Consider the following 22557-nt stretch of genomic DNA (forward strand, 5'->3'; position numbering starts at 1 on the left):
GCTGCTGCGCTTCTTGCCCCTGCAAACCTAATCGTGCCACTGATAGCCGCAGTGCCTACAGGTATACCGCAGCCGGTTGGAATGGTGCTTTCCTGCAATCAGCCCTAAAGGTCCAATGAGCAGCGCCCCCACTACCCCCTTCACCAGGCTGTAGCCCTTCTTATCAATATAAATATCTGTAGAATGGCAATTGGGACAATGGAGCCACCCTCTGTCCACAATCACTTCTACTCGGCTGGGCTGCACTGTAGGCAGTTCCTGGTCCTGGCGTGCAGGCCTGGCCGCAGGATCTATCATATATACAGAGTCTGCGGGCAGAGCCAGCGTTTCAGTTTCTGTTTTGGGTCCGGCGCCTTTAACAGGTGCTCCGCACTGACTGCAAAACTGCGCCCCTGCAGCCAGCTTTGCCCCACAATGGGTACAAAACATCCCTATCCCTCCCCTTCGTAGCCGCAGGAAACTTGTACCTTCCTGCGTTACTGGTACATTACAGTTTTATCTTAGCACACTGGCCAGAGCCTGTCACGGGAAAGAAAGGCAGAACGGAAAAAGAATTGGAGCTTGCACAAGAAAGCAGGAACCGAGGCTTCTCCGATTCCTGCTTCGTTTATCTAAAGGGCAATCCCTTTGTGCTCTTTAGTACTCCGGTGTCCAAAGAATCTTGGCCACAGCCTCTTTGGCATCTAAAATGCCTTTGGATGCCAGCCCCTGTTTGATGGCGCAGTCTGCTACCGCTTCGGCTACGGCTTGGGTGAAGGTTCTCAGATGGGCTACCGGCGGAAGCACAGCAGCCCCTTCCTGTCCTGCGTCCACAAATTGGGTCAGGGCATGAGCCGCAGCAGAAATCATTTCCTCCGATACCCGGGACGCACCGGCGGCAATGCTGCCCATTCCCAGGCCGGGGTAGATTAACGCATTGTTGGCTTGGCCAATGTGGTAGGAAATGCCCTTATAGGTAATGGGTTCTACTGGAATCCCTGTGCCAATGAGCGCTTTTCCGTCAGACCAAGCCAGCAGATCCTGGGCAGAGGCCTCGGCCAGCTGGGTAGGATTGCTCAAGGGGAAAATAATGGGCCGGTCACACCAGGACAGCATGGCTTCCACAATCTCTTTCGTAAAGGTCTTGGGCGTAGTGGACGTGCCTACCAGAATGGTGGGCTTGGCAGCTATCACGGCACCCTGTAGAGTTGAAGTGTCCTGACCGGCAAATTCGTCCCGTTTTCTGGCAAAAGGCCGCTGTTCCGGCGTCAGGTCTTCCATATCGTCAAACAGAAGGCCCTGCTTATCTACCATATAGAAATGCTTTTTGGCTTCTTCTTCCGAGAGCCCTTCCTTAACCATTTCCTGGCAGATTTGGGCTGTGATGCCAGCGCCTGCTGTACCAGCGCCAAAGCACATGTAGCGTTGGTCCGTCAGCTTTTCTCCGGTAATCTTCATGGCACCCAAAAGTCCGGACAGGGTAATAATCCCCGTCCCTTGGCAGTCATCGTTAAAGACCGGGTAGGAGTTCCGATACCGGTTCAGCAGTTTGGCTGCATGTTCCCGTCCGAAATCCTCAAAGTGGAGATAGACCCCGGGAAACAGCTTTTCTACGGCGGCTACAAACGCATCCACAAAGGCCAGATAGGCGTCGCCCCGCACCCGTTTGTGCCGGGCACCCAGGTATAAGGGATCCTGCAGCAGACTCTCCCGGTCCGTTCCGCAGTCCAAAACCACAGGCAGAACATATTCTGGATTGATGCCCGCCGCATTATAGACCATCAGCTTGCCTACGGAAATATCCACCCCGTTGATGCCCCAGTCACCAATGCCCAAAATGGCCTCCGCATCGGTACAAACAATCAGCTGGATTTTGCGGTTATCGGCTGCCCGTTTCAAAATCCCCTCTATAGCCTCCGGCTGCTCCAGGGATAAAAAGGCAGCTTTTTGGGCCGTTACGTACTTTTCGCTATAGGTTTCAATGCTTTCAGCAATCACCGGATCGTAGACAATGGGCATCCATTCTTCCAAATGCTGGGTGAAGGCGTAGAAAAACAGCCGCCGATTGGTGTTGAACACCTCCATCAAGTAATTTCGCTTTTCCAGATTGTTGGTCTTTTGAGAAAAATAGGCATAAACCCGTGCTGCCTGCTGGTCAATAGTTTCCACTACCGGTGGCAGGAGCCCGGAAATCCCGGCCTTTTCCCGTTCTTCCAGAGAAAAAGCAGTGCCCTTATTGAGAAACGGATCCCGCAGTAAGGCAAATCCAGATTTTGTCATAATAAGACTCCTTTCGAAAGCAGAACAAAGAACGAATATCCATAACATGTTAGTATATAAATCATCTCTATAGCCATTATAAGGCAAACTGAAGAATTTGTCATATACAAACAGGCCTCTAGAATCTGTGCAGGTTCTAGCGGTGCTGTAGAAAACTATGTATCGGATTTTTGGTCGACGTTCTCAACGGGTGTAGTGCAGACATCCTACTTTTGAACCCCATCCCGGCATTGCCGTGGGCAATGCCACCCTTCCCCTTTACCTGTTCGCATAGCGAACAGGTAAGGAGACGGCAAACCAAACTTCCTCAGTCAGTCCTGCGGACTGACTGCCCCTTCACGCTTGAAGGGGCCATTCTTAGGCCTATACGAGTCATGTGCTAAACGGGTATAGAGATGGAATTACGGGGTATGTAAATACTAGTACGACCTTTCTATATCACTTGACTAGTAGAGGTCTAGAACGCTTCCTGCAAGCGTGCAGGAAGTGTCGCCGACCGGCGACGATAGAAGTTCACCACATATTGCGGCCTCTGGCCGCTGCCTTCCACTTACCAGTGCGTTGCTCGGCACGCACTGGAGAAGGGGAAGGTCGGTCACGCCCATGTACCAAACCGTGACCGGGATGGGGTTCCGGCCCAAGCGGCCGCAGAGCGGATATATATTCTGAAAAACACCTCTACGCTTTCGTAGAAAGCGTAGTACGTCGTCAATTTTCTTCAGCACTACCTGTCAGCCCCCCACCCAATCCCCGATTCTGCGCAAAAACATTCTCATGTCTCCAATTTAGCGGTGAAGGCTCATTCTACGGCGCTGGCGCCGCTATATATTCTGAAAAACACCTCTACGCTTTCGTAGAAAGCGTAGTACGTCGTCAATTTTCTTCAGCACTACCTGTCAGCCCCCACCCAATCCCCCGATTTCACACAAAAAAGCATTCCGCCAAAAGTTCCATTCTTCTGGCGGAATGCTTTTTTTACCTTTTTCACATTTACATTCTCCGTGTAATGGTCACCCCATATGTGAACCCTCTTTGCACGCCGCTCCACCCGGTGACTCTCACATCCGCACCCCAGGGGTTCTCTTTGGTGGCCTTGCTCTGCCACCCCAGTTCCACAAAACCGCTGGAGCCCTGGACGCTGGGCGCCGGGGTGCTGAAATCCCGGTACTGGGCTCTGGCTTCTCCGTCGAATTCATAGTCCCAGCCAAGGCCAGCATAGAGGGTATCCTGGGCTCCCTGATGCCGTGTCCAGCGCAGCCCCAGCCGGCTGCGGTAGGAATCCACGCTGTCCAGGTGGTACGTTCCGCCGCCCAGGCCGCTGTATATCCTCGTGGTGTCACTGCCCAAATGGGTCCAGTAAAGCTTACCATAGTAATCAAAATCATTTCGTCCACGGGTGACCACCTTCCCCAGGCCCAGGTGGGCCGCCACATAACTGGAGCCCGTAGCATAGGAAGCCTGGTGGCCCGCCAACAGACCCCGGAAGTCCCCGGACAGATACCCTGCCCGGACCATTCCTTCGTAGTGCGCTCCATTAGACAGATCCCGGCGCAGCAGCAGCCCCCCGCCTATATAGTGCTGGCCCCCATCGCTCCGGGCCCCGCTGTCCAAATGGGCTGTGTAGTTCCCGTTGCCGTATTCCGCAAAGGGCATAACGGTATCCGTGTGGTTCCCTGCAACAACCCGTTTCACGAAGCCCAGCTCTGTACTAATCCCCTGGCTGTCCACGTAGGAGCCGGTAGCGTAGCGCAGGTCGTGGCCTCCCACTACCGCATACGGAGTGAATTTGGCCTTTACCGAATGGTCTTCCAGCCAGGCCGCTTCGTAGGCCGCCACTGCCGAGGCGTAGCCATGATTGGACGCCAGGTCGGACGCATTCACCAGCTGACTGATGGCCGCCTCCCTCTGCTCGGGAATCAATTTGGTGTCCGGGTTCAGGGTGCCTTTATCACCGGCAGGGATGTATAAAACCACCGTGTTGGGGTCCTGCTTCTTGATCAGCACCTTGTGCTGCACAAAGCCCGGATCCGTAACAAAATCCTGGCCTGCCACCATACTGTAGGAAGCCCCTTCCGTCAAAAGCGGCGCATTGCCCTTGTGGAGCAGGTTGATGACTTCGCCCGGCTGAAGGGAGACTGCATCATTCACCCCCGCACTAATGGCTGCCCCGTGAACGTCCGCCGTGCCCGTCACCTCCAGCAGCGTGTCCCCTGCCGCCGTGCCCGCCGGCACGTAGAAATTAAGCGCCTGGAAGTACTGCACATTCTTTACCGTATTGCCTTTGGTATACAGGTTCAGGGTGTTCCCCGTACTTTCCTTGTCACTGTAGCCGCCATACAGGCTTAGCAGGGTTCCCAGGCTGCCGCCGGTGATATTTACCGTGTTGCCTGTGGCCGCGCCGTTTTCAGCAAAGCCTCCGGCAATCACGTTGTCATCGGCTTCCCCCGTAGTGGCCGCCTCCGTACCCAGGGTGCCGCCAGCAATAGTTACTGTATTCCCTGTAGCGTCGGATAGGGCCGAGTGGCCGCCCAGGACGCTGTTCTTTACGGTGCCGCCTGTGATGGTGACCTTGTTGCCCACCGCCTTGCCGCTAAGGGGCACCTCGTCGTAGGTGGTCACCGCTGCAGCTTCCCCGCCCACCACCGTGTCCACGCTGCTGGTACCGCTGAGCGTTACCTGGTTATTTTCGGCATCCTGGGGCTGCGCGGAATACATAATCCAGCCTACTGTATCACCGGTCTGACCGCCTACAACTTCTACGTCCACGGTACTGTCCGTAATCGTCACGCTGTTTCCCGTGGCCGTGCCCAGCACGCCGACGCCGCCGTAAACGGATTTGGCCTGGGTCCCGGCAGTCAAAGTGACCTGGTTGTCGTTCGCTGCCCGGCCATTTTGACTAAGTCCGCCGATAACCAGTCCTGCTGTATGGTCCTGGGTATTGCCCGAGGTATCCTTAACCACGGACGAAGAAACTTCCACCTGGTTGCCCGAGGTGCAGCCCATCATAGAATAGGCGCCCAGAACAGAGGACAGGGAACTGTCCTGGATGGAAACGCTGTTCCCATTCGCCGTGCCATAGCTGCTGTAGCCCCCGTAGACCCCGGAAGAAAAAGAACTGGGATTTTGAGGTGCGACGTGAACCCCTTTTAGTTGGACCTGATTGTTATTGGCCCCATAGGTGGCATCATCGCCGTCCGGTATTACGCTAAGATCCTCCGGGTGGGCCAAGGAAATACCGCCGGTAACTGTATCATAAGTGCCGCTGCCCGAATCGGTTACGGTAACGCTATTGCTGTCTGCTGTGCCATTCACGGCCGAACCGCCGAATACGTACAGGTTGGCGCCACTAGGAGTGTTGAGCGAAAGGGTTACCTGGTTTTCTTTGGCACTGCCTTGACTTCGGCCGCCAAAAATTACTAGCGCCGTACTGCGCAGGGTCAGGTCGCTGGCCTGGACTACGTTGTAGGACGCATCACTATTTGAAGAAATGCCCCCGGCCATAAGGTCAATGTTTATTTTCGCCGAAGCAGGATGCACCTCTGACTTACCATAAATCGTATCGCTGGAAGACTCAGCAGAGCCTGCGCTGGTAGAAATCGTATGTCCAAAGGCCATTCCCTGAAGGACAACCCGGTTGTTATTGGCACTCCCTTTCGCCGCTTCGCCGCCAATTGCTTTTTGCAGCACCACAGCCCCCTGCCCCAAGGTGACGGTATTGCTGTTGGCACTGCCGCCGGTAGTAACCGCAGTCTGAAACATGGCTTCCTGCAAAGTCCCCGCCTTGCCGCCCCATACCCCAGCAGCCGTGCTGTTGGTCAGGGTAACCGTGTTTTTGTCAGCAGCACCGTTTTCCGTTTCCGTGTGGCCGCCGTACACATTGCCGGATACCGTAATCCCGTCCGCCGTCAGCGTATTGCCGCTGGCAGAACCCGTATAGCCATTGCCTTCCAAAGCCTCATACACCGTACCTGTGTCCGACTGGACCTGCCCCACCGCACTTGTAAGCGTTACCCCCGCACAGACCGGCGGAGTGTACGCCCCCAAGCCGATAATGCTGGATGCCACCATCACCGGTAAAAATCTCTTTGCTGGCTTCATAAATTTTCCCCCTATACAGTGTTTTCCCTTTTTCCACCTTGAAACAAAATCATAAAAACAGCACAGCCCGTTTACACGATAATTTAGAATAATTCCTTCTTGCGGTTGATTATTGATAATCATATTATAACGGCTTTGTATATTGTTGTCTATGTATTTTGCGAAATTTGTGAAATTACTAACCATTGCTGCAAAAGGAGAATTGCCGTAAAGTCAAGCCCAACGCCATTTGTATATTGGCCTTGTAAGCCTGCTAGAACTAGCAGCAGGCCCCTAGAATCCGAAAATTCCAGGGGCCTGTCCGCCTACTTGTTTCGATTACATTTTTCTAAAGATGGTGGCACTATAGGTGAAGCCTTGTTTTACCCCGTGCCAGCCGGTCACCCGCAGATCTGCACCCCAAGGATTCGTCTTGGTGGCGCTGCTCTTCCAGCCCAGTTCCAGGAACTCGCTGGAGCCCTTCATGCTGGCATCCGGAGAAGTGTAGTCCTGATAATGGGAAGTGGATTCACCATCAAACTCACGATCCCAGCCCAGTCCAGCATAAACACTTGAGGTTTTCTCATCCAAATGCTTGGTCCACCGGAAGCCAAGACGGGTCCGGATGGAATTTACGCCGTCCAGTTTGTAGTCCGCAGCACCGAAGGCGCTGTGCAGCTGGAAGTCATCACTGCCCAGGTGGGAATAGAACAGCTTGCCGTAGATATCAAAATCATTGGTAGCCTGCTTGTAGACCTTGCCCAGACCTGCATGCGCCGCGAAGTAGTTGGAAGCCGTGTTGTAGCTGGCGTCAACGCCTGCAATCCGCCCAGCGTATTCCCCGCTGAGATGGCCGCCCCGCACCAGCCCTTCATAATGCACCCCGTTGTTCAAATCCCGGCGCAGCAGAAGGCCTGCCCCTACATAGTGCTGACTGCCATCACCTCGGGCACTGCCGCTCCAGCTGGTGAAGTTGCCAGTGCCATATTCTATAAAGGGCATAATGGTGTCAGAATAACCATCCGTAAAGGTACGCTTGATAAAGCCCAGTTCTCCGTTAAACCCATTGGTATCTACCGTAGAAGTGGTGTTGTACCGCAAGTTGTGACCACCCAGCATCACATAGGGAACATACTCAGCAGCCACATCCTGCTGTTCCAGGAAGGCCGCATTTGCTGCCGGTGCCGGAATAGTCTCTGGGGCCGTTTCGGCGGCCGAGGTTGGCGCAGTCTTTGCAGCCGTTTCAGCGGCAGTTTCTGGCGCCGCAGGGCTTACAGTCAAAGAATCGGTGCGCACTTGGCTGAGCAATTCGCTGGGGGCCGTCTTCTTTACCAGCAATGAGGTTTCTAATCCCCCTTGATTGATATAGGCGCGCATACGATCCATTTCATATTGCCCCTGCCAAGCTTCCATAGCCGCTGACAAGCCGTCCGTTACAGCCACTTCCGATCCTCCGGCTACCAGGTTGGCTGCGTTGGTCTGTCCTTCAGAAAGGACTTTGGTATCTGCATCAAGAACGCCTGGAGTCCCTGGAAGAACGCCCAAGACCACCGTATTATCGTCCTGTTTCCAGATACTCACCTTCCGCCGCAGGAAGCCGGCGTTCAGCGCTGTATCCATACCTTCCTTCATGCTGTAGCTGGTTCCTTGGTTGGTTTCCACCCCATTGGCATCGGCCAGCAGGTTGATGACCTCGCCGTCGGCCAAATACGTGGCGTTCCCAACAGCTGCCTGGATATTGGAATCCTTGGCATTGGCCGTGCCCGTTACCGTCAAAAGGGTTTCTCCTGTTCCAGTTCCTGCAGGCACATAGAAATTCATATTCTGGAAGTAATCCAGATTCTTTACGCTGCTGCCCTTGGCATACACATTCAAGGTGTTGCCGGTGCTTTCCGTGCCCTGTCCGCCATAGAGCTTGCCCTCGCTGGTCAGGAGTGCGGCGTACAGGTTCACCGTATTGTCCTTGGCTGCGCCGGTTGTGGACTGTCCGCCAAGGAGACCCTCCGTAACAGTGCCGCCATAGAAATTAATGGTGTTGTCATTGGCAGTGCCGGAATCAGACTGCCCACCGATAACGCCTTCCGCAACAGTACCTCCGAAGACGTTCACCGTATTGTTGTTGGCTTCAGATTTTGCCTGCCCGCCTACGATGTTCGTATTGGTAGTACCACTGTAGAAATTCACCGTGTTGCCATTGGCCGTGCTGGAATCGGACTGCCCGCCGATAATGCCATTCGCAACAGTACCGCCGGAGAAGTTCACGGTGTTGTTGTTGGCTTCCGATTCTGCCTGACCGCCTACGATGTTCGCATTGGTAGTACCGCTGTAGAAGTTCACCGTGTTGCCATTGGCCGTACCAGTTTCAGACTTGCCGCTGACGATACCACTCGCAGCAGTACCGTTGGCGAAGTTCACCGTATTGTTATTGGCCGTGCCAGATTCAGACTGGCCGCCGATAATGCCTTTCGTAACAGTACCGCCATAGAAATTGACCGTATTGTTGTTGGCAGTGCTGGACTGGGAATAGCCGCCTGTAATCCCATTATTTACGGTGCCAGCGTAGACGTTCACCGTATTGTCATTGGCAGCGCCGCTCTTGTAGGTGGTCGATGTGGGTTCTGCAGCTTCCGCTGTCATTACACTTATCTCAGCATCGGAAGCATCGGAAGAGTCGACAGCCTCGGCTACCCAGACCCAATCATCTTCATTGAAGCTGTATTTTAATTGTACCGTCGGCGCTGCCACGTTCGCATCCATAGTGGAATCCACGGCATAGCCGCCGTAGATGGCGTCCACCGTGCCGCTAACCAGGTTTACCGTATTGCCGCTGGCGCTGCTCACAGAACCTGTCACCGTAGGGGTATAGGCTACATCCGTTAAGGTTGTACCTTGATACGTATAACTCCAACCATCATCGTAAGACTCATACTCTTTAATCGATGTATAGTCCACAGTCGGCATGCTATTGATCAATGTGCTGCGAAGGCTGCCCGCGTCCGTGCCCAAAAGGCCCGCTGCGCCGCCGTAGACACTTCCTGCCGTGCTGCCGGAGATGGTGACCGTATTGCCCTGGGCTGCACCTACTCCGGAGATGCCGCCATAGACGTCAGCGGCCGCAGAGCCATTGGTCAGGGTGACCGTATTGCCTGCTGCCGTACCCTGCATGACCATACCGCCCAGCACCAGGCCACTGGCATTAACCTTGGCCAGGGAGACCGTATTTCCCTGTGCGCTTTGCTCCGCCGCAGCTGTAAAGGAAAGTGCACTTGTATAGGTTTTTGTTATGTGAAAATGTACATACCCCTCACTATCCTCATCATAATCATAAATCGATTTCTGTGCGGGCAGGACTGTTGTGCCGCCGATGATAGAGCCGCTTGCCTTACTATTGGTCAGGGCTACGGTATTGTTGTCCGCGCTGGTGCCGCCAGTACCGCCGCCGATGACGCTTGTTGCCGTGATGCTGCCCTTTTCCGTACTTTGGAGGATGACCTTGTTGCCATTGGCTTCCCCGTAGAGGGCAGTACCGCCCAGAACGTCTCCGTAGGACGTTTCTTTGTCCAGAGTCTGGACCATCTGTACGGTGTTTTCATTGGCCTGCGCTTCTGCAATGGCTGTACCTTCATCGGGCACTACATAACCGCCGTAGATGACTCCTGTAGAAGAAGCATCGGTCAGGAATACCCGGTTCGTATTGGCCTCTGTCGCATCAGCGGTAAACAAGTCGTTTGGCATGTAATAATCGCCATAGAAACTGAAAGTACCTCCCTGGGTGCTGCCTACGAGGCCGCCATAGACGTCGTTTTGTAAGCTTGTGTTGGTCAGGGTCAGGGTATTTTCATTGGCCGTACCACAGGCAGCGATACCGCCGGCTGCTGCTATATAAATAACGGGTACCGGATAATAACCTGCATCTCTATCATCAGCGTCAGGTTCCGCCCCAATGGTCAGATTGGTACCTTGTGTCAGCTGCTTGCCACTCACAGTGACCTGGTTGGCATTGGCCGATCCGGCTTCTGTATAGCCGCCTATTACCCGTTCATAGGCAGTTGATGCGTCCAGGCTGTACGAGACATTTACAATATTACTATTGGCACCGGCCTTTTCCGCATCAGCAGTGATATAGCTATCGTCAACGGTCGCAGTCTTGGCTGCTGTATCCGCCTGTATTGTCGGTTTTTCGTCATCAAGGTGATACAAATGAAGGCCCAAATAGCCGCCATACACAGCTCCATCAGCAACAGTAGCATAGACATTATACGTTTTACTGACCAGGCTGTCTATCAGAGTGACCGTATTGCTGCTGGCGCCATTCCCAGATAGGCCATAGACATTGCCGCCGTAGACCGATCCAGCCTGCACGTTTTCCAGGGTTACGTTGTTGTGTTCCGCATTGCCATAGAATTCGATAGGATTACTAGTCTTCCCGCCAATGACAGAGCCGACTATCGTATTGAAGCTGTTGCCATCTTCATCCGGCATGGCAAGTAACTTCCCAGTAATCTTTACGCTGTTGCCATCGGCATTGCCTTCATCCACATAGCCGCCGTAGACATCTCTATAGCCTGCCGCCTCATTCAGGGTAGAAGAAATGTTTACCTGATTATCATTGGCCGTAAGCAGAGAAGAGGTACCCTTAACATACTCTGCATCCCCGCCATAGACGTAGAGGTCTGCATCTGTCAATGTATGTTCCAGATCCTTTAAGGTGATTACATTCTTGTTGGCGCCGAGATTTGCTGCAGCCGGAAGCGTATAGGTTATATTTTTACTATTTTTATCTGTATAGCTTACTGTCGTTGTACCATCAGCGTTGGCTGCAGTCGTTACATTCCGCGAATCTATCCACAGACTGCCGCCGTAAAGGCTGGTTGTACTATCAGACGCAACTTTACTAGCCTCAATGGTAACTTCGTTACCACTGGCGCTGCTAATACCGGCCAGACCATATTTCACATAGCCGCCTTGGACATCCCCGTTAAGAGTGACATTTTTGAGATTCACCGTATTGTCATCGGCACTGCCGCCGTGAAATACCCTGCTACTGTCAGCACCACCACTTTTACCGCCGAATACATCAGCATCGAGGGTCAGCAAATTGCTGCCATCAGCAGCTTTCACTCCGGTAATGGTTACTTCATTGCTGTTTGCATTGCCCAAATCCGTGTAACCACCGTATAAATCAGCATTAAAGGTCGTTTCCTCCGCCAGCTTTTCATTTTCAAAGGAAATATTCACCGCATTGTCCGTAACGTTTATAGGGCTCAGTACTACGGAAGCGGCATCACCCAGAGAAATTTCCCCATAGCCGCCGGCGACCAAATTATTCTTACCCGTAAACGTACTGTCTGAGAAAGAAACACTGTTGCCGCTAACCGTAAAGGTGACCGTGGGAGAACCGTCTGCCGTGCCTTCTGCCTTTAGATAGCCGCCATAGATGCCTTTATTCCTACTTATTGTGAAGGCGCTGTTCTCGCCAATAACCTTGTTGTTCTTGACGCTGACATCGGTGTTATCCAGCAAAGCTGCTATACTATCAGCATCTAGGCTTAGATCTCCGCCGTAAACATTGGTACTAATATTTGTCTGACCGCTGATATCATTTTCTTTATCGGTAACACGAGTGACGACTTCTGTGCTGCCGGCCAAGGCAGGCTGTGCATATAGTCCCATACCCAATATGCTGGACAATACCAGCGTGGTCAACAATTGTTGATGATACTTTTTCATTCCCCAAACCTCCCCGAAATCTGTTGCATTTCCCCTACGAAACACAACGATTGCTCATACAATTACAATGGCCAAAAATCAGCCAGCCGCTATCTCCGACTGTATTTTACTCACTCTTTTATAGCTGTACACGGGCAGCCTCATCTCCTTTGGCCACTGGACTCCTCCTCACAAAAACGTATTTGCTATTCTGTCAATTCGTGACGAAGAAGCCAATTTCCCCAATTTATAGCATTATTATAAAGCAAAAAAGTATTTAAACATCTTATTTCTTGTAATTAAGAAATATACTTATACTGATCAATTTAGCAGGGCGTGTTAAATCATTATATTCAAGTTTACCAACCAATTTGAACGCTTATGCCTCCCCCTCCTACGCAGCAAAATAACCTAAAAAACTACAAAGAAATCTCAAAATATGTACGAAAAATAATCACATCTGGTGGACAATTTATCACGTGTTGTCAAATCAAGAATATTTCCGATTTCGCAGGGCTTAGAAAAAGAAGAAGAACTGCAAAAGAATGATTATCACCGCTAGATTAGTAAAAAGAGGATGTTTTGTGTGAAATCGACAGATCGGTGAGGCAATTACAGGAGGTGCTGAAGAAAAATGAAAACGGTTTTGTGTGAAATCGAGAGAATTGAGTCACTATAATTTGTAGGAATAGAGGAAATGGAGAACGTACAACAGCTTGAAGCCTGAAATTTGGGTGGCATCAAGCTGTTGAGGAATCAAGATGGAATATATGGCGGCGCCAGCGCCGCAGAATGTTCCTTCCCCACCCCGGCCCTTGGATTCTCGGATTGGCCGTCCCTCCTCTTCCTGCTAGGCGGGGAGGGCATGGGGTAGTACTGTCCGCTGCTTTAGATATTTTGACAGTTAATGTAGTGGCAGCGCAACAGTAACGATTAACAGTTGACCAGTAATTGCTATGGAAGCTTCCTGCAAACGTTGCGTTCGCGTCCAAACAGGGCTACAGTTTTTCCAAAAGCTGTTTGGTATACGCGAGCCATGCGACAGCCGTCCGGGAATCAAACCCGTAGGGTGCTGATGACCGGTATACGGCGAACCGCTCAGGAAGTGGCGCATTTTCCTCTATAGCCCCTTTCAAGCGTGAAGGGGGTGGCAGCCGATAGGCTGACGGAAGAAGTTTTTCCAAGAATAAGGTGCCGATAGAAGTTCATCCAAGCCTTTGCGGCCGCCGGCCGCTGCCTTCCCGCAGCAACAACAGTCCAACTGCGGGAAGGTGCCTGACGCCAGGAAGGCGGATGGGCCCGGTCCACACCTACACCCTGCTGACCGCACGACCATTTATAAGCTCCAACCTTTATGCGGCCGCATCCAAACAGCCCACAAATTCTGCAAATGGCTGTTTGGTTAATAAGGCCTATGTGATAGCAGCCCAGGAATTGAGCCTACAAGGCGAAAATGACTGGCTAGCTGCGAACCCACTGGGGGAGCTGGCAGACACGTCAGTGGCTGAGTAAGGGAGTCGTATCCATTTCTCAAGGCCTCAGCTGCTGAGAAATGGAATATACGACCCCTGCGATAGCCGTCCAGGAACCGAGCCTGCAAGGCGATGGCGACTGGAATACGGCGAACCGCTCGGGGATTCCCGGCACCACATCACTTCAGGTCCGCTGACTGCACCAAAAAGCTCCTCCTGAAAACCAGTCGGTTTTCAGGAGGAGCTTTTGTCTTATAAACTAAATCTCATGGCCTGCACGAACTGCCCAAATCTCTCGCCTTTAGCATTCTGGTAATATGTCAAGCATATTTTTTTTAAGATATTCTATGTATTAATCAAAAAAAGGGCGCACTTCACCTGCACCCGATGTTGCTTCAAAAAAAACGGGTGCTATTTGAAATCGTTATTCTGTTCGGCGTTCAACTTTCCGCCGGCGTACAGTTGGTTTTTGACCAGCAAACCAAAAACGAGTCGTACTAATTTACGAGATGCAAGCGCGAGTGCTCTTTTATGCTGATGCTTTGGCACTTCAGCATATTTCTTGGCGTAATACTCTGCGTATTCAGGGATGTATCTTCGGACACTGTTTGCAGCCTCTCCAATATAATTACGGAGATATGTGTTACCCGTTCTGAAAACGGGTGTTTCCTCGGCCACGAAGTCGCCTGAATCGCTCTTGCGCCAAGTAAGTCCAACGTATTTAGCTAGCGAATCAGCTGAGCGAAAAGCGGAAATATCACCAATCTCAGCGAGAATGCCAGCAGCCAAGACTGGTCCAATACCAGGAATGGACCGTAGAATCATGTAGGCGTTAGGATTAACGCCCTTGACCGTCTTTTCTATAGCATGATCAATTGCCTTAATTTCCTTCTTGTAAGACTCAATACAGTTGAACGAACTGGCCAGAGCGATTGTCAGGGGTTCAGCTGCACGCTTATCAAGACGATAGGAATCCTGGGCGGCCTTTTTTAGCAATTTAGAGGTTTCAGCTAAGTTTGTAATGCGATTCCGGCTTTTTTTTGCCAGAAATTGTAGGAGCTCTTCTTCGCTGGCATCCACAATATCCTGTACAGAAAAGAATTCTGTCAAAACGGCAGCTGAAGTGGTCCCAAAAATGTTACTAAAGGGCTGTGATTCCTGATCCAAAATCTCCAGTTCACTAAATTTAAGAAACAGATTGGAAATCATGTAGGTCTTTTCTCTTGTGATGCATTCAGCGAGGTGCAGTCGGTGCCGTGTCAGACGCTTGAGTGCAAGAAACTGACTGCCTCTCCAGGGAGAACTCTTGATTTTGCCAATCCGAGCTAAATCAGAAATGATATATGCGTCCGTTGAATCAGTTTTGGAAAGGCCAATAAAAGTTTTTCGGTAATTCGCTGTGATTTTTGGATTGAGACAATAAACATACGGATGAAAAGGCATGAGAATTTCGCTGGCTGACAGGAAATTGGCAATATGAATACTGTACATGGAGGTGGATTCTAATGCGAAAACGATAGTATTTAGATTTCGATGAGAAAGCATACATTTACAGATAGCATTCGCCAATTTTTCAGCGCCAGGCTGATTATTAGGGAAAGAATCAGAAAGAAGCTTATTCTGTTCAAAGTCCATGGCATAGACAACATTGGATTTTGAACTTACATCAATACCGACGTATAAAGTTGACAAAGTGTTGATCTTAATCATGATATCATCCTCCTTCCCAGATCAGATTTGTGAAGCCTGAGCAAAAGGTTTATCCCAGGCATCATGAAGTAACCGCAACCTCGCGCAATTAGCATTCATCCTGTCAGCCTTTTTGCTGGTGCTAAGGCAGGAGATGCAACTTCTGTGTTAGCGGAGTAATGCTTCATGAGCTGGGCCGCATGCTAAAGGGAGCAGACACAGACGAACTGGCTGCAAGGGGAGATAGCAGTGCCTCCGGACATCAGACTCTACTGATATCGTACCATGGGAAAACCTTTTGTTACAGAGCTTCAGATTGTATAGACGGGAAACCGGAAGAGGAAAATTCTCCGAATGGTTCTTACCGCTATACGCACAAAAAATATGTATGTGAGCTGTTTTTAATAACTCACATACATATCATACGAGGGGAGAGATGTCACCGAAGGTGACAGAGAGTGGATTCCCCAGGCCAGCACACTTCAGGTCCATTGACCGCACTACTTACAGTCGTCTTGTCAACGTCGCATTCACTGCCACGCCCCGCTGCTTGCCTGCCCAGCCCATCAGGCGCACATCGCCGCCCCAGGGGGTTTCTTTGGTAGGCTCAGCCTTCCAGCCCAGTTCCAGCAGTGCGCTGGAGCCCTTGCTGTCCGGAGATGCCGTGGCAAAGGTTTTGTACGTAGCCCGGGCCGTGCTGTCGAACTCGTAATCCCAGGCCAGCCCTGCGTAGTAGGACTGGTTCTGCCAGTAGTTGTGGGTCCACCGTGCCCCCAGCCGGGTCCGGTAGGAATCCACCGCATCCAGGTTGTAGATGCCTGTGCCCTGACTGCTGTGGACCGCAACCTGGTCGCTGCCCAAATGGGTGTAGTAGAAGCGGCCATATACATCTACGCTGTTCTTGTCGTCGGTTTTGTAGAGCCGCCCTGCACCCAGGGTCGCTGCTGCATACCGGGAATTGGTGTCATACGTTGCATAGTGCCCTGCGATTACGCCCCGGAAGTCACCGTCCAGGGTGCCTACCCGCAGGTTACCCTGGTAGTACACCCCGTTATCCAGGTCACGCCGCAGGAGCAGCCCTACGCCGCCGTAGTGCTGGTCCCCGTCGCCTCGGGCACCGTTGTCCAGGTGCGCCGCATAGCTGCTCTTGCCATATTCCGCAAAGGGAATGATGGTATCCGTAGAGTTGGCATTCTTCACCTGCCGTACCAGCCCCAGATTCCCTGCATACCCGTTGGTATCCACATAGGATCCAGTATCGATGGTCAGGTGGTTGGCCCCCATGACTGCGTAGGGCGTAAAGCTGCCCTTTTCCTCGTCCTGGGTCTTGCCCGCTGCCGAAACCGCCGCCGTGTAGGCGCTGTCCATGGCCACATCGGAGCCGTTGCCGATGGTGCGCACCGCAGCCACCCGCTGTTCAGGGATCAGCTTGGTGTCCGGGTTCAAGGTCGGCACGCTGTCCGCAGGAATCCCAACCACAACCTTGTTGTTATCCTCTGCCCAGATGCTTACCTTGTTTTGCACGAAACCAGCGTCCGTGACCACATCTCTGCCCGGGATCATGCTCAGGGTTGTCCCTGCAGCAGGAACCCCCTGGGCATTCGTAATCAGATTGATTACCTGCCCCTTGCCGAGCTTGGCAGCGTCATCTACCCCGGCCTGGACCACAGCACCGCTTACGTCCGCCGTGCCCGTTACCAGCAGCATGGTATCTCCAGCCACTGCATTTCCCGGCACGTTGAAGTTCAGCGCTTGGAAGCTGCCCACGTTGGCCACGCTGTTGCCTACAGTGTATACATTCAGGGTATTACCTTTGCTCTCTACAGAACTGACGCCGCCGTACAGGCCTACGTCACTGCCTACCAGAGTTCCATACAGGTTCACAATGTTGTCATTAGCCGCGCCGGACTGGGACTCGCCGCCCGTGATATTTCCCGTGACGGTGCCGCCATAGTAGTTGACGGTGTTGCCCGAAGCATTGCCGCTGTTGTACGTAGTAGTCGTCGTGGTGGTGGTCGTGTCTTCTTCCAAAGCAGCCACGCTCATGACTGTTGCTTCTGTCATGATGATTTCGGAATCATCGCCAGAGTCATCGGAATCATCTTCTGTTTCCGTTACGTCCGCTGCGTAGCCACCCCAGAGATTGCCGATGGTGCCGCCCGTGATCGTCACCGTATTTCCTGTGGCTGTGATAACGGCAGCGGGGCTGGTCAGCAGTGAAGCATATGGGCTGCTTCCCATGCTGGCAGTATCCACTCCCAGGGCCGCGGCATCTTCTTCACTCAGGGTACCTGCTGCGCCGCCATAGACGGAGGCTGCACTGCCGCCCGTAACGTTCACCGTATTGTCCGACGCTGTTCCTGTCAGGGTATAGCCGCCTAAGAGAACCTCGGCCTTGCTGTCAGAGAGGAGGACGCTGTTTTTCGAAACCGTTCCCATTTCAGAAAGACCGCCGGCTGCCAGGGCTGCTGCAGAGTCAGCATTGAGAGAGACCATATTCTGGCTGGTCGTCCCCTGCGTGGTAAAGCCGCCGATCACTACGCCTTCCACGGTACTTCCCTTAAGCGTCACAATGTTTTTGCTGGCTGTTTCATTGGCTGAAATAGTGAGAGCGGAGAAATCAAAGCCTGACTCCCCGTCGCTAGCGTCTTCTATTGAGACAGCAGCGCTGCCGCCCATTACATCCCCGGAAACGGTGCTGTCTGTCAGGGTTACCGTATTGCCGCTGGCTGTGGCAGAAACGGTCAGCTTACCCGACGGAGCTGCTAAAGCCTCAGTCTCTTCTTCACTGCCTGTCAATTTCGGCATGATCATCAGGTATTCAGAAGCAACGCCGCCTTCGACCATTTCTGCTGTGCTGCGCGTCAGGGAAACTGTATTTTGATTGGATATAACGGCAGCTTCATAAGCAAGATTCGTCGTATCGGAAGACAGGAAATCCCTTCCATCATTTATTACATAACCGCCAGCCACATCGATGGTTGGTCCCTCCGAGCCGCTGGAGACTGAGTTCGTCACTACGGAATCTGTCAGTGTCACCTTGTTTCCACTGGCACTTGTGGAGACAGTCCCGTCTGCCAGGGTTACAGGCACTGGGCTCATGGACCATGTGAGTACGCTGCCGCCAATGACGCCCGGCATGCTTGAAGAACGTATCATCTGACTATTGATTGTCACATGATCGAGGGCTACGGTATTATTATCCGCATTGCCGTTTTGGGTAGTTCCGCCATTTACACCTTCCCCAACCAGTTCCAGATTCGTCGTGACCGTATCATTTCCTGTGAGAGCCGCCCCGGTAATGGAGACCTGGTTGCCGCTGGCATCGCCATAGTTCGTCCAGCCGCCATACACGCTGCCATAGTAGCCCAGCTGCGTTGTATCGGAATAGGTAATAGATACCTCATTGCCATTCGTATGATACGGAACAGCGGCTGTACCGCCGACGGCATAACCACCATAGACATAGGGCGAGAAAACATATCCGGTTATATCCGCATCAGTTTCATTCCCCGCAGGTTCTTCAATGAGTACCTGATTGTAGCTGGCGCCGCCTGTGGTATCCGCCGTGCTGGTGGACGCCGTTTGGCTGGTCTCCGCAAGGCTTTCCGTCGCATAGGTGATATAGGAATTGTTGCTGGAAGAAACCCCGGCATAGCCGCCATACACGTTTGAACTTGTTTGCGTACCTTTCAGGATGACGCTGTTATGGTTGGCGTTGTTGATATAGACCGCATCGACTGAAGAAGAGGCGGCAGCGAAGGAAGTGAGGACTATGTCACTTTCGCTGGTACTTGCAACGTTTGTAGGGGGGCGCAGAATTGTGCTGCTGGAAGCGCTTCCTGCCAGGCCGCCGTAGATAGCCCCGGAAACGGTGCTGTTTGTCATTTCCACTTTGTTGCCGCTGGCCATCAGGGTGATGGTAGGCGAAGCATCTTCCAGAGAAGACAGATACGAGGTGGGAGCGCTGGTTTGGCCGCCGTAGATAGCCCCGGAAACGGTGCTGTTTGTCATTTCCACTTTGTTGCCGCTGGCCGTCAAGGAAATGGTGGGTGAAGCACCTTCCAGAAAATACAGATCAAAGGCAGAAACGCCGGCATAGCCGCCGTAGACATCGCCTCCGATTTCCCCCGCTGACTCGCTCGTGCTTCCGATTGCACTGTCTGCAATCGTTACGGTGTTGTCATTGGCGCTGATGGACATGGCGGAGGTTCCTGTACTGGTATCCGCAGTATCTCCTGTCGCGACAGCCAAAAGACTGGTCAAATAGGTAGTGCCGCCGGAATTACTGGAAGCGCTTCCTGCCAGGCCGCCGAAGACACCGCCATCGATTGTGCTGCCCATAATCGTTACAATGTTGCCGCTGGCACTGGTGGCTATGGAATCTGCTTCTGTGCTGGTATCCGTTTCCGTGCTTTCGTCTACGGGAGCAACCACAAGGCTCGTAAACGCAGCTGCAGCAGCTACTTGACCGCCGCCTGAAGGGGCACTCCCCGCCTGGCCGCCGTAGACGGTGCCCGAGGAAGCGATCGTATCCAGTGTGACCGTATTGCCATCGGCATTGCCGGACCCGGTTTCCCCGCCGGTAATATCGCTGCGCACAGAGGTCAGGTACGTTGTTTCATCATCTTGCGTAACCTTTGTCCCTGTAATTTTCACCGTATTATCATTGGCATCGCCGTAATCCGTATAACCGCCGGTAACAGTAGAGACGCCATACTCCGCCTCCGCAGTATTGGAAATCTCCACGGTATTGCTGTTGGCATTAAGGGCCGGTGCACTACTAAAGCCCGACACATAGCCGCCATAGACCCCGGTACCGGAAGCGGACGTATCCGTCAGCTTGACCGTATTATGATTGGCCCCGGCAATAGCATCCACAGAAGCAGAAGTATCGCCATAGTATAGCATATAGCCGCCGTAGATATCCGAATTCTGGGCAGTACTATTCGACAGCGTTACTGTATTGCCGGAAGCGTTGGCACTAAAAGCCGGCGTACTCGTCGAAGTAGCCGCCTCGCTAGCTGCCAAAGCAGATTCCTCAGTCAATACATCAGTCGATACCGCATCGTATTCCTCATAGCCGCCGTAAATGCTGCTCTCGACAGCAGTACTATTAGTCAGCGTTACCGTATTGCCGGAAGCGCTGGCGGAGGAGCTTCCTGTGGCCACGAGACCGCCGTAAACTTCCCCATTGGCAACGCTGTTTGTCAATGAAACGGTATTTCCCGAAGCATTGACGCCAGAGGTAGTGTTAGACTCAACAAGGCCGCCGTAGATATCATCGCTGGCAAAGACTTGGGTCAGGGAAACCGTATTGGCGCTGGCATTACCGTAGGCTGCATTCCCGCCGTAAATCGTTCCTTCTACATCGATGGAAGGCAGCGTATTCGTGGGATTGCTTGCATCTCTCACAATCCCATTCCCTGTGAGAGTAACCTCATTGTTTTCTGCACTGCCTGACTCACTATTCCCGCCATAAATATTACCAGAAACGGTGAGCAGATTGTCCGTGTCTGTGGCAGTAGAAGTCAGGGATACCACGTTGCCATTGGCATTTCCTGTGGAACGCCCGCCGGTGATGTCTGCATAGGCTGCTTCCGTAGAGGCCGAAATCGTGACACGGTTGTTCGATGCGCTGTAAGCACTGGCACCGTCGCTGGGCTCTGTCAATGCCCGTGACTCGCCGCCCGTAACGGACTGGTTTTCCGTACTACTGGTAAGATCCGTCAAGGTCACCACATTATTGTCTGCAGCAGACGCTCCGCTCACCCCGCCTGTAATATCCAAGCTGTTGCCGTCAGGCACACTCAGGAAAGCCCCTGACAGCGTGACCTGGTTGTCCGATGCAGCGCCATTCATAGACGCACCGCCTGCAACACCCGCATAGCTGCTGGAAAACGTGACACTGGCTCCATCTGTTACGGAAAGCGTATTGTTCGATGCGTCTCCAGCCTCTGTCGTATAAGCGCCAGCCAAGATACCGGACGTTTTGCTGCCTCCGCTGACAGTCTCCCCTGCCAAAGTGACGGCTGTCCCTTCTCCGCTGATGGAAACGGTATTGCCGCTGGTGGAATTCGTGTACGTATTGCCGTACAGGCTTGTTAATGTCGTATCCGTCAGCGTCTGCTGCGTGCCACCGGTAGTTCCTACCGTAATCCCTGTAGGCGTTGCCGCCGTTTCCGCAAATACTGGAGCCGCATAAAGCCCCATGCCCAAAATACTGGACAAAATAATACTGGATAAAAGTCTCTCCTTTTTTAACATCATATTCTTCTCCCCATTGAAATTCATAGAAATCCGATTTTCGCCTCAACTTGTTCTTGTATGAAGTACAAATAAACTATGGATGCAGTCAATTTGCAAATACAAAAATTGTATTTGTTATATAAACAGTGATAATTATATAGTATAACTACAAAATTGTCTATAGATTTTATAGGAATAATGAAACGTTAAATACTAAAATGCTATATTTATTAAAAAAGATACATTCTTTTTAAACCGGAGCACCCTGAGAATCTCTGTACCTTTCCCAATTCCCCTCTTTCTTATTTTTTCTAGCCCATTCTGAAAACCTACAGAACCCCCAAACTACCGTACTAGCCAGAACCCCACTCCCCCACTTTCCCCGCCAACCACTCCAGCACGCTTGTGAGAGCCAATTTTGCCAGCTGACCGATCGGTCTATACTCTGTGGACATTGGCTAAAAAATAACGGAGCACATGAAGGCCGTGAAAAAGAAAATGGATGCTGACGAAAGAAGGCGGATGGGCACATATAGGATTCCGTTCTTATTGTTCTTTATCGCCGTATCCTAATAAACTTCCTCAGTCAGCCCTACGTGCTGACAGCCCCTTCAACGCTTTGCGGCCGCATCCATACAGCCCACAAGTTTTCCCATGGATGTTTGGTCAATAAGGCCCATGCGATAGCTGCCTGCAAAGCAAGTCCGAGGACGCAGCTGCGCAGCTAGCAGCGAACCGCTCAGGGGCCGGTCTTAGACCCATACTATTCATGTGCAAAACGGGTTTTGAGATAAAATTTAGGTATATAAATACCTGCACCACCCTTCTCTTTCACTTGACCAGTAGAGGCCTGGAACGCTTCCTGCAAACGTTGCGTTCGCGTCCAAACAGCGCTACAGTTTTTCCAAAAGCTGTTTGGTATACGCGAGCCATGCGACAGCCGTCCGGGAATCAAACCCGTAGGGTGCCGATGACCGGAATACGGCGAACCGCTCAGGAAGTGTCGCCGCAGGCGACGATAGAAGTTTCATTATTTCACACCACCGGATGAAGTTTACCTCAGCCTTTGCGGCCCCCGGCCGCTTGCCTTCCCGCAACAACA

The 22557-nt window shown here is 52.3% G+C and carries 6 protein-coding genes and 1 pseudogene; all 7 read right to left on the reverse strand.

Features of this window, described 5'->3' with window-relative positions:
- Positions 1 to 27 precede the first annotated feature (27 nt).
- A complete protein-coding gene (locus LKE88_RS02700; protein WP_231086288.1) occupies positions 28 to 297 on the reverse strand; it encodes a hypothetical protein in 270 nt (89 codons plus the stop codon).
- A 66-nt stretch (positions 298 to 363) separates the two neighbouring features.
- Positions 364 to 429, reverse strand: a pseudogene (locus LKE88_RS13155) (zinc-ribbon domain-containing protein); the annotation flags it as partial.
- 207 nt (positions 430 to 636) lie between these two features.
- Positions 637 to 2307 carry a malolactic enzyme gene (locus tag LKE88_RS02705; RefSeq protein WP_255419943.1) on the reverse strand — a complete coding sequence of 557 codons (1671 nt, stop codon included), beginning with the start codon at positions 2305 to 2307 and terminating at the stop codon, positions 637 to 639.
- A 942-nt stretch (positions 2308 to 3249) separates the two neighbouring features.
- Complete coding sequence (locus tag LKE88_RS02710; protein WP_276802679.1) at positions 3250 to 6357, reverse strand: beta strand repeat-containing protein; 3108 nt, start codon at positions 6355 to 6357, stop codon at positions 3250 to 3252.
- A gap of 318 nt (positions 6358 to 6675) precedes the next feature.
- Positions 6676 to 12066 (reverse strand): autotransporter outer membrane beta-barrel domain-containing protein, encoded by a 5391-nt coding sequence (locus tag LKE88_RS02715; RefSeq protein ID WP_276802680.1) that lies wholly within the window; start codon positions 12064 to 12066, stop codon positions 6676 to 6678.
- Positions 12067 to 13928: 1862 nt separating this feature from the next.
- Positions 13929 to 15227, reverse strand: a complete 1299-nt coding sequence (locus tag LKE88_RS02720) for an IS110 family RNA-guided transposase (protein WP_276802284.1) — start codon at positions 15225 to 15227, stop codon at positions 13929 to 13931.
- Positions 15228 to 15710: 483 nt separating this feature from the next.
- Positions 15711 to 21437 carry a hypothetical protein gene (locus LKE88_RS02725; RefSeq protein ID WP_276802682.1) on the reverse strand — a complete coding sequence of 1909 codons (5727 nt, stop codon included), beginning with the start codon at positions 21435 to 21437 and terminating at the stop codon, positions 15711 to 15713.
- Between the last annotated feature and the right edge of the window lie 1120 nt (positions 21438 to 22557).

It is taken from the genome of Acidaminococcus hominis (genome assembly GCF_022484025.1).
GTDB lineage: Bacteria > Bacillota > Negativicutes > Acidaminococcales > Acidaminococcaceae > Acidaminococcus > Acidaminococcus hominis.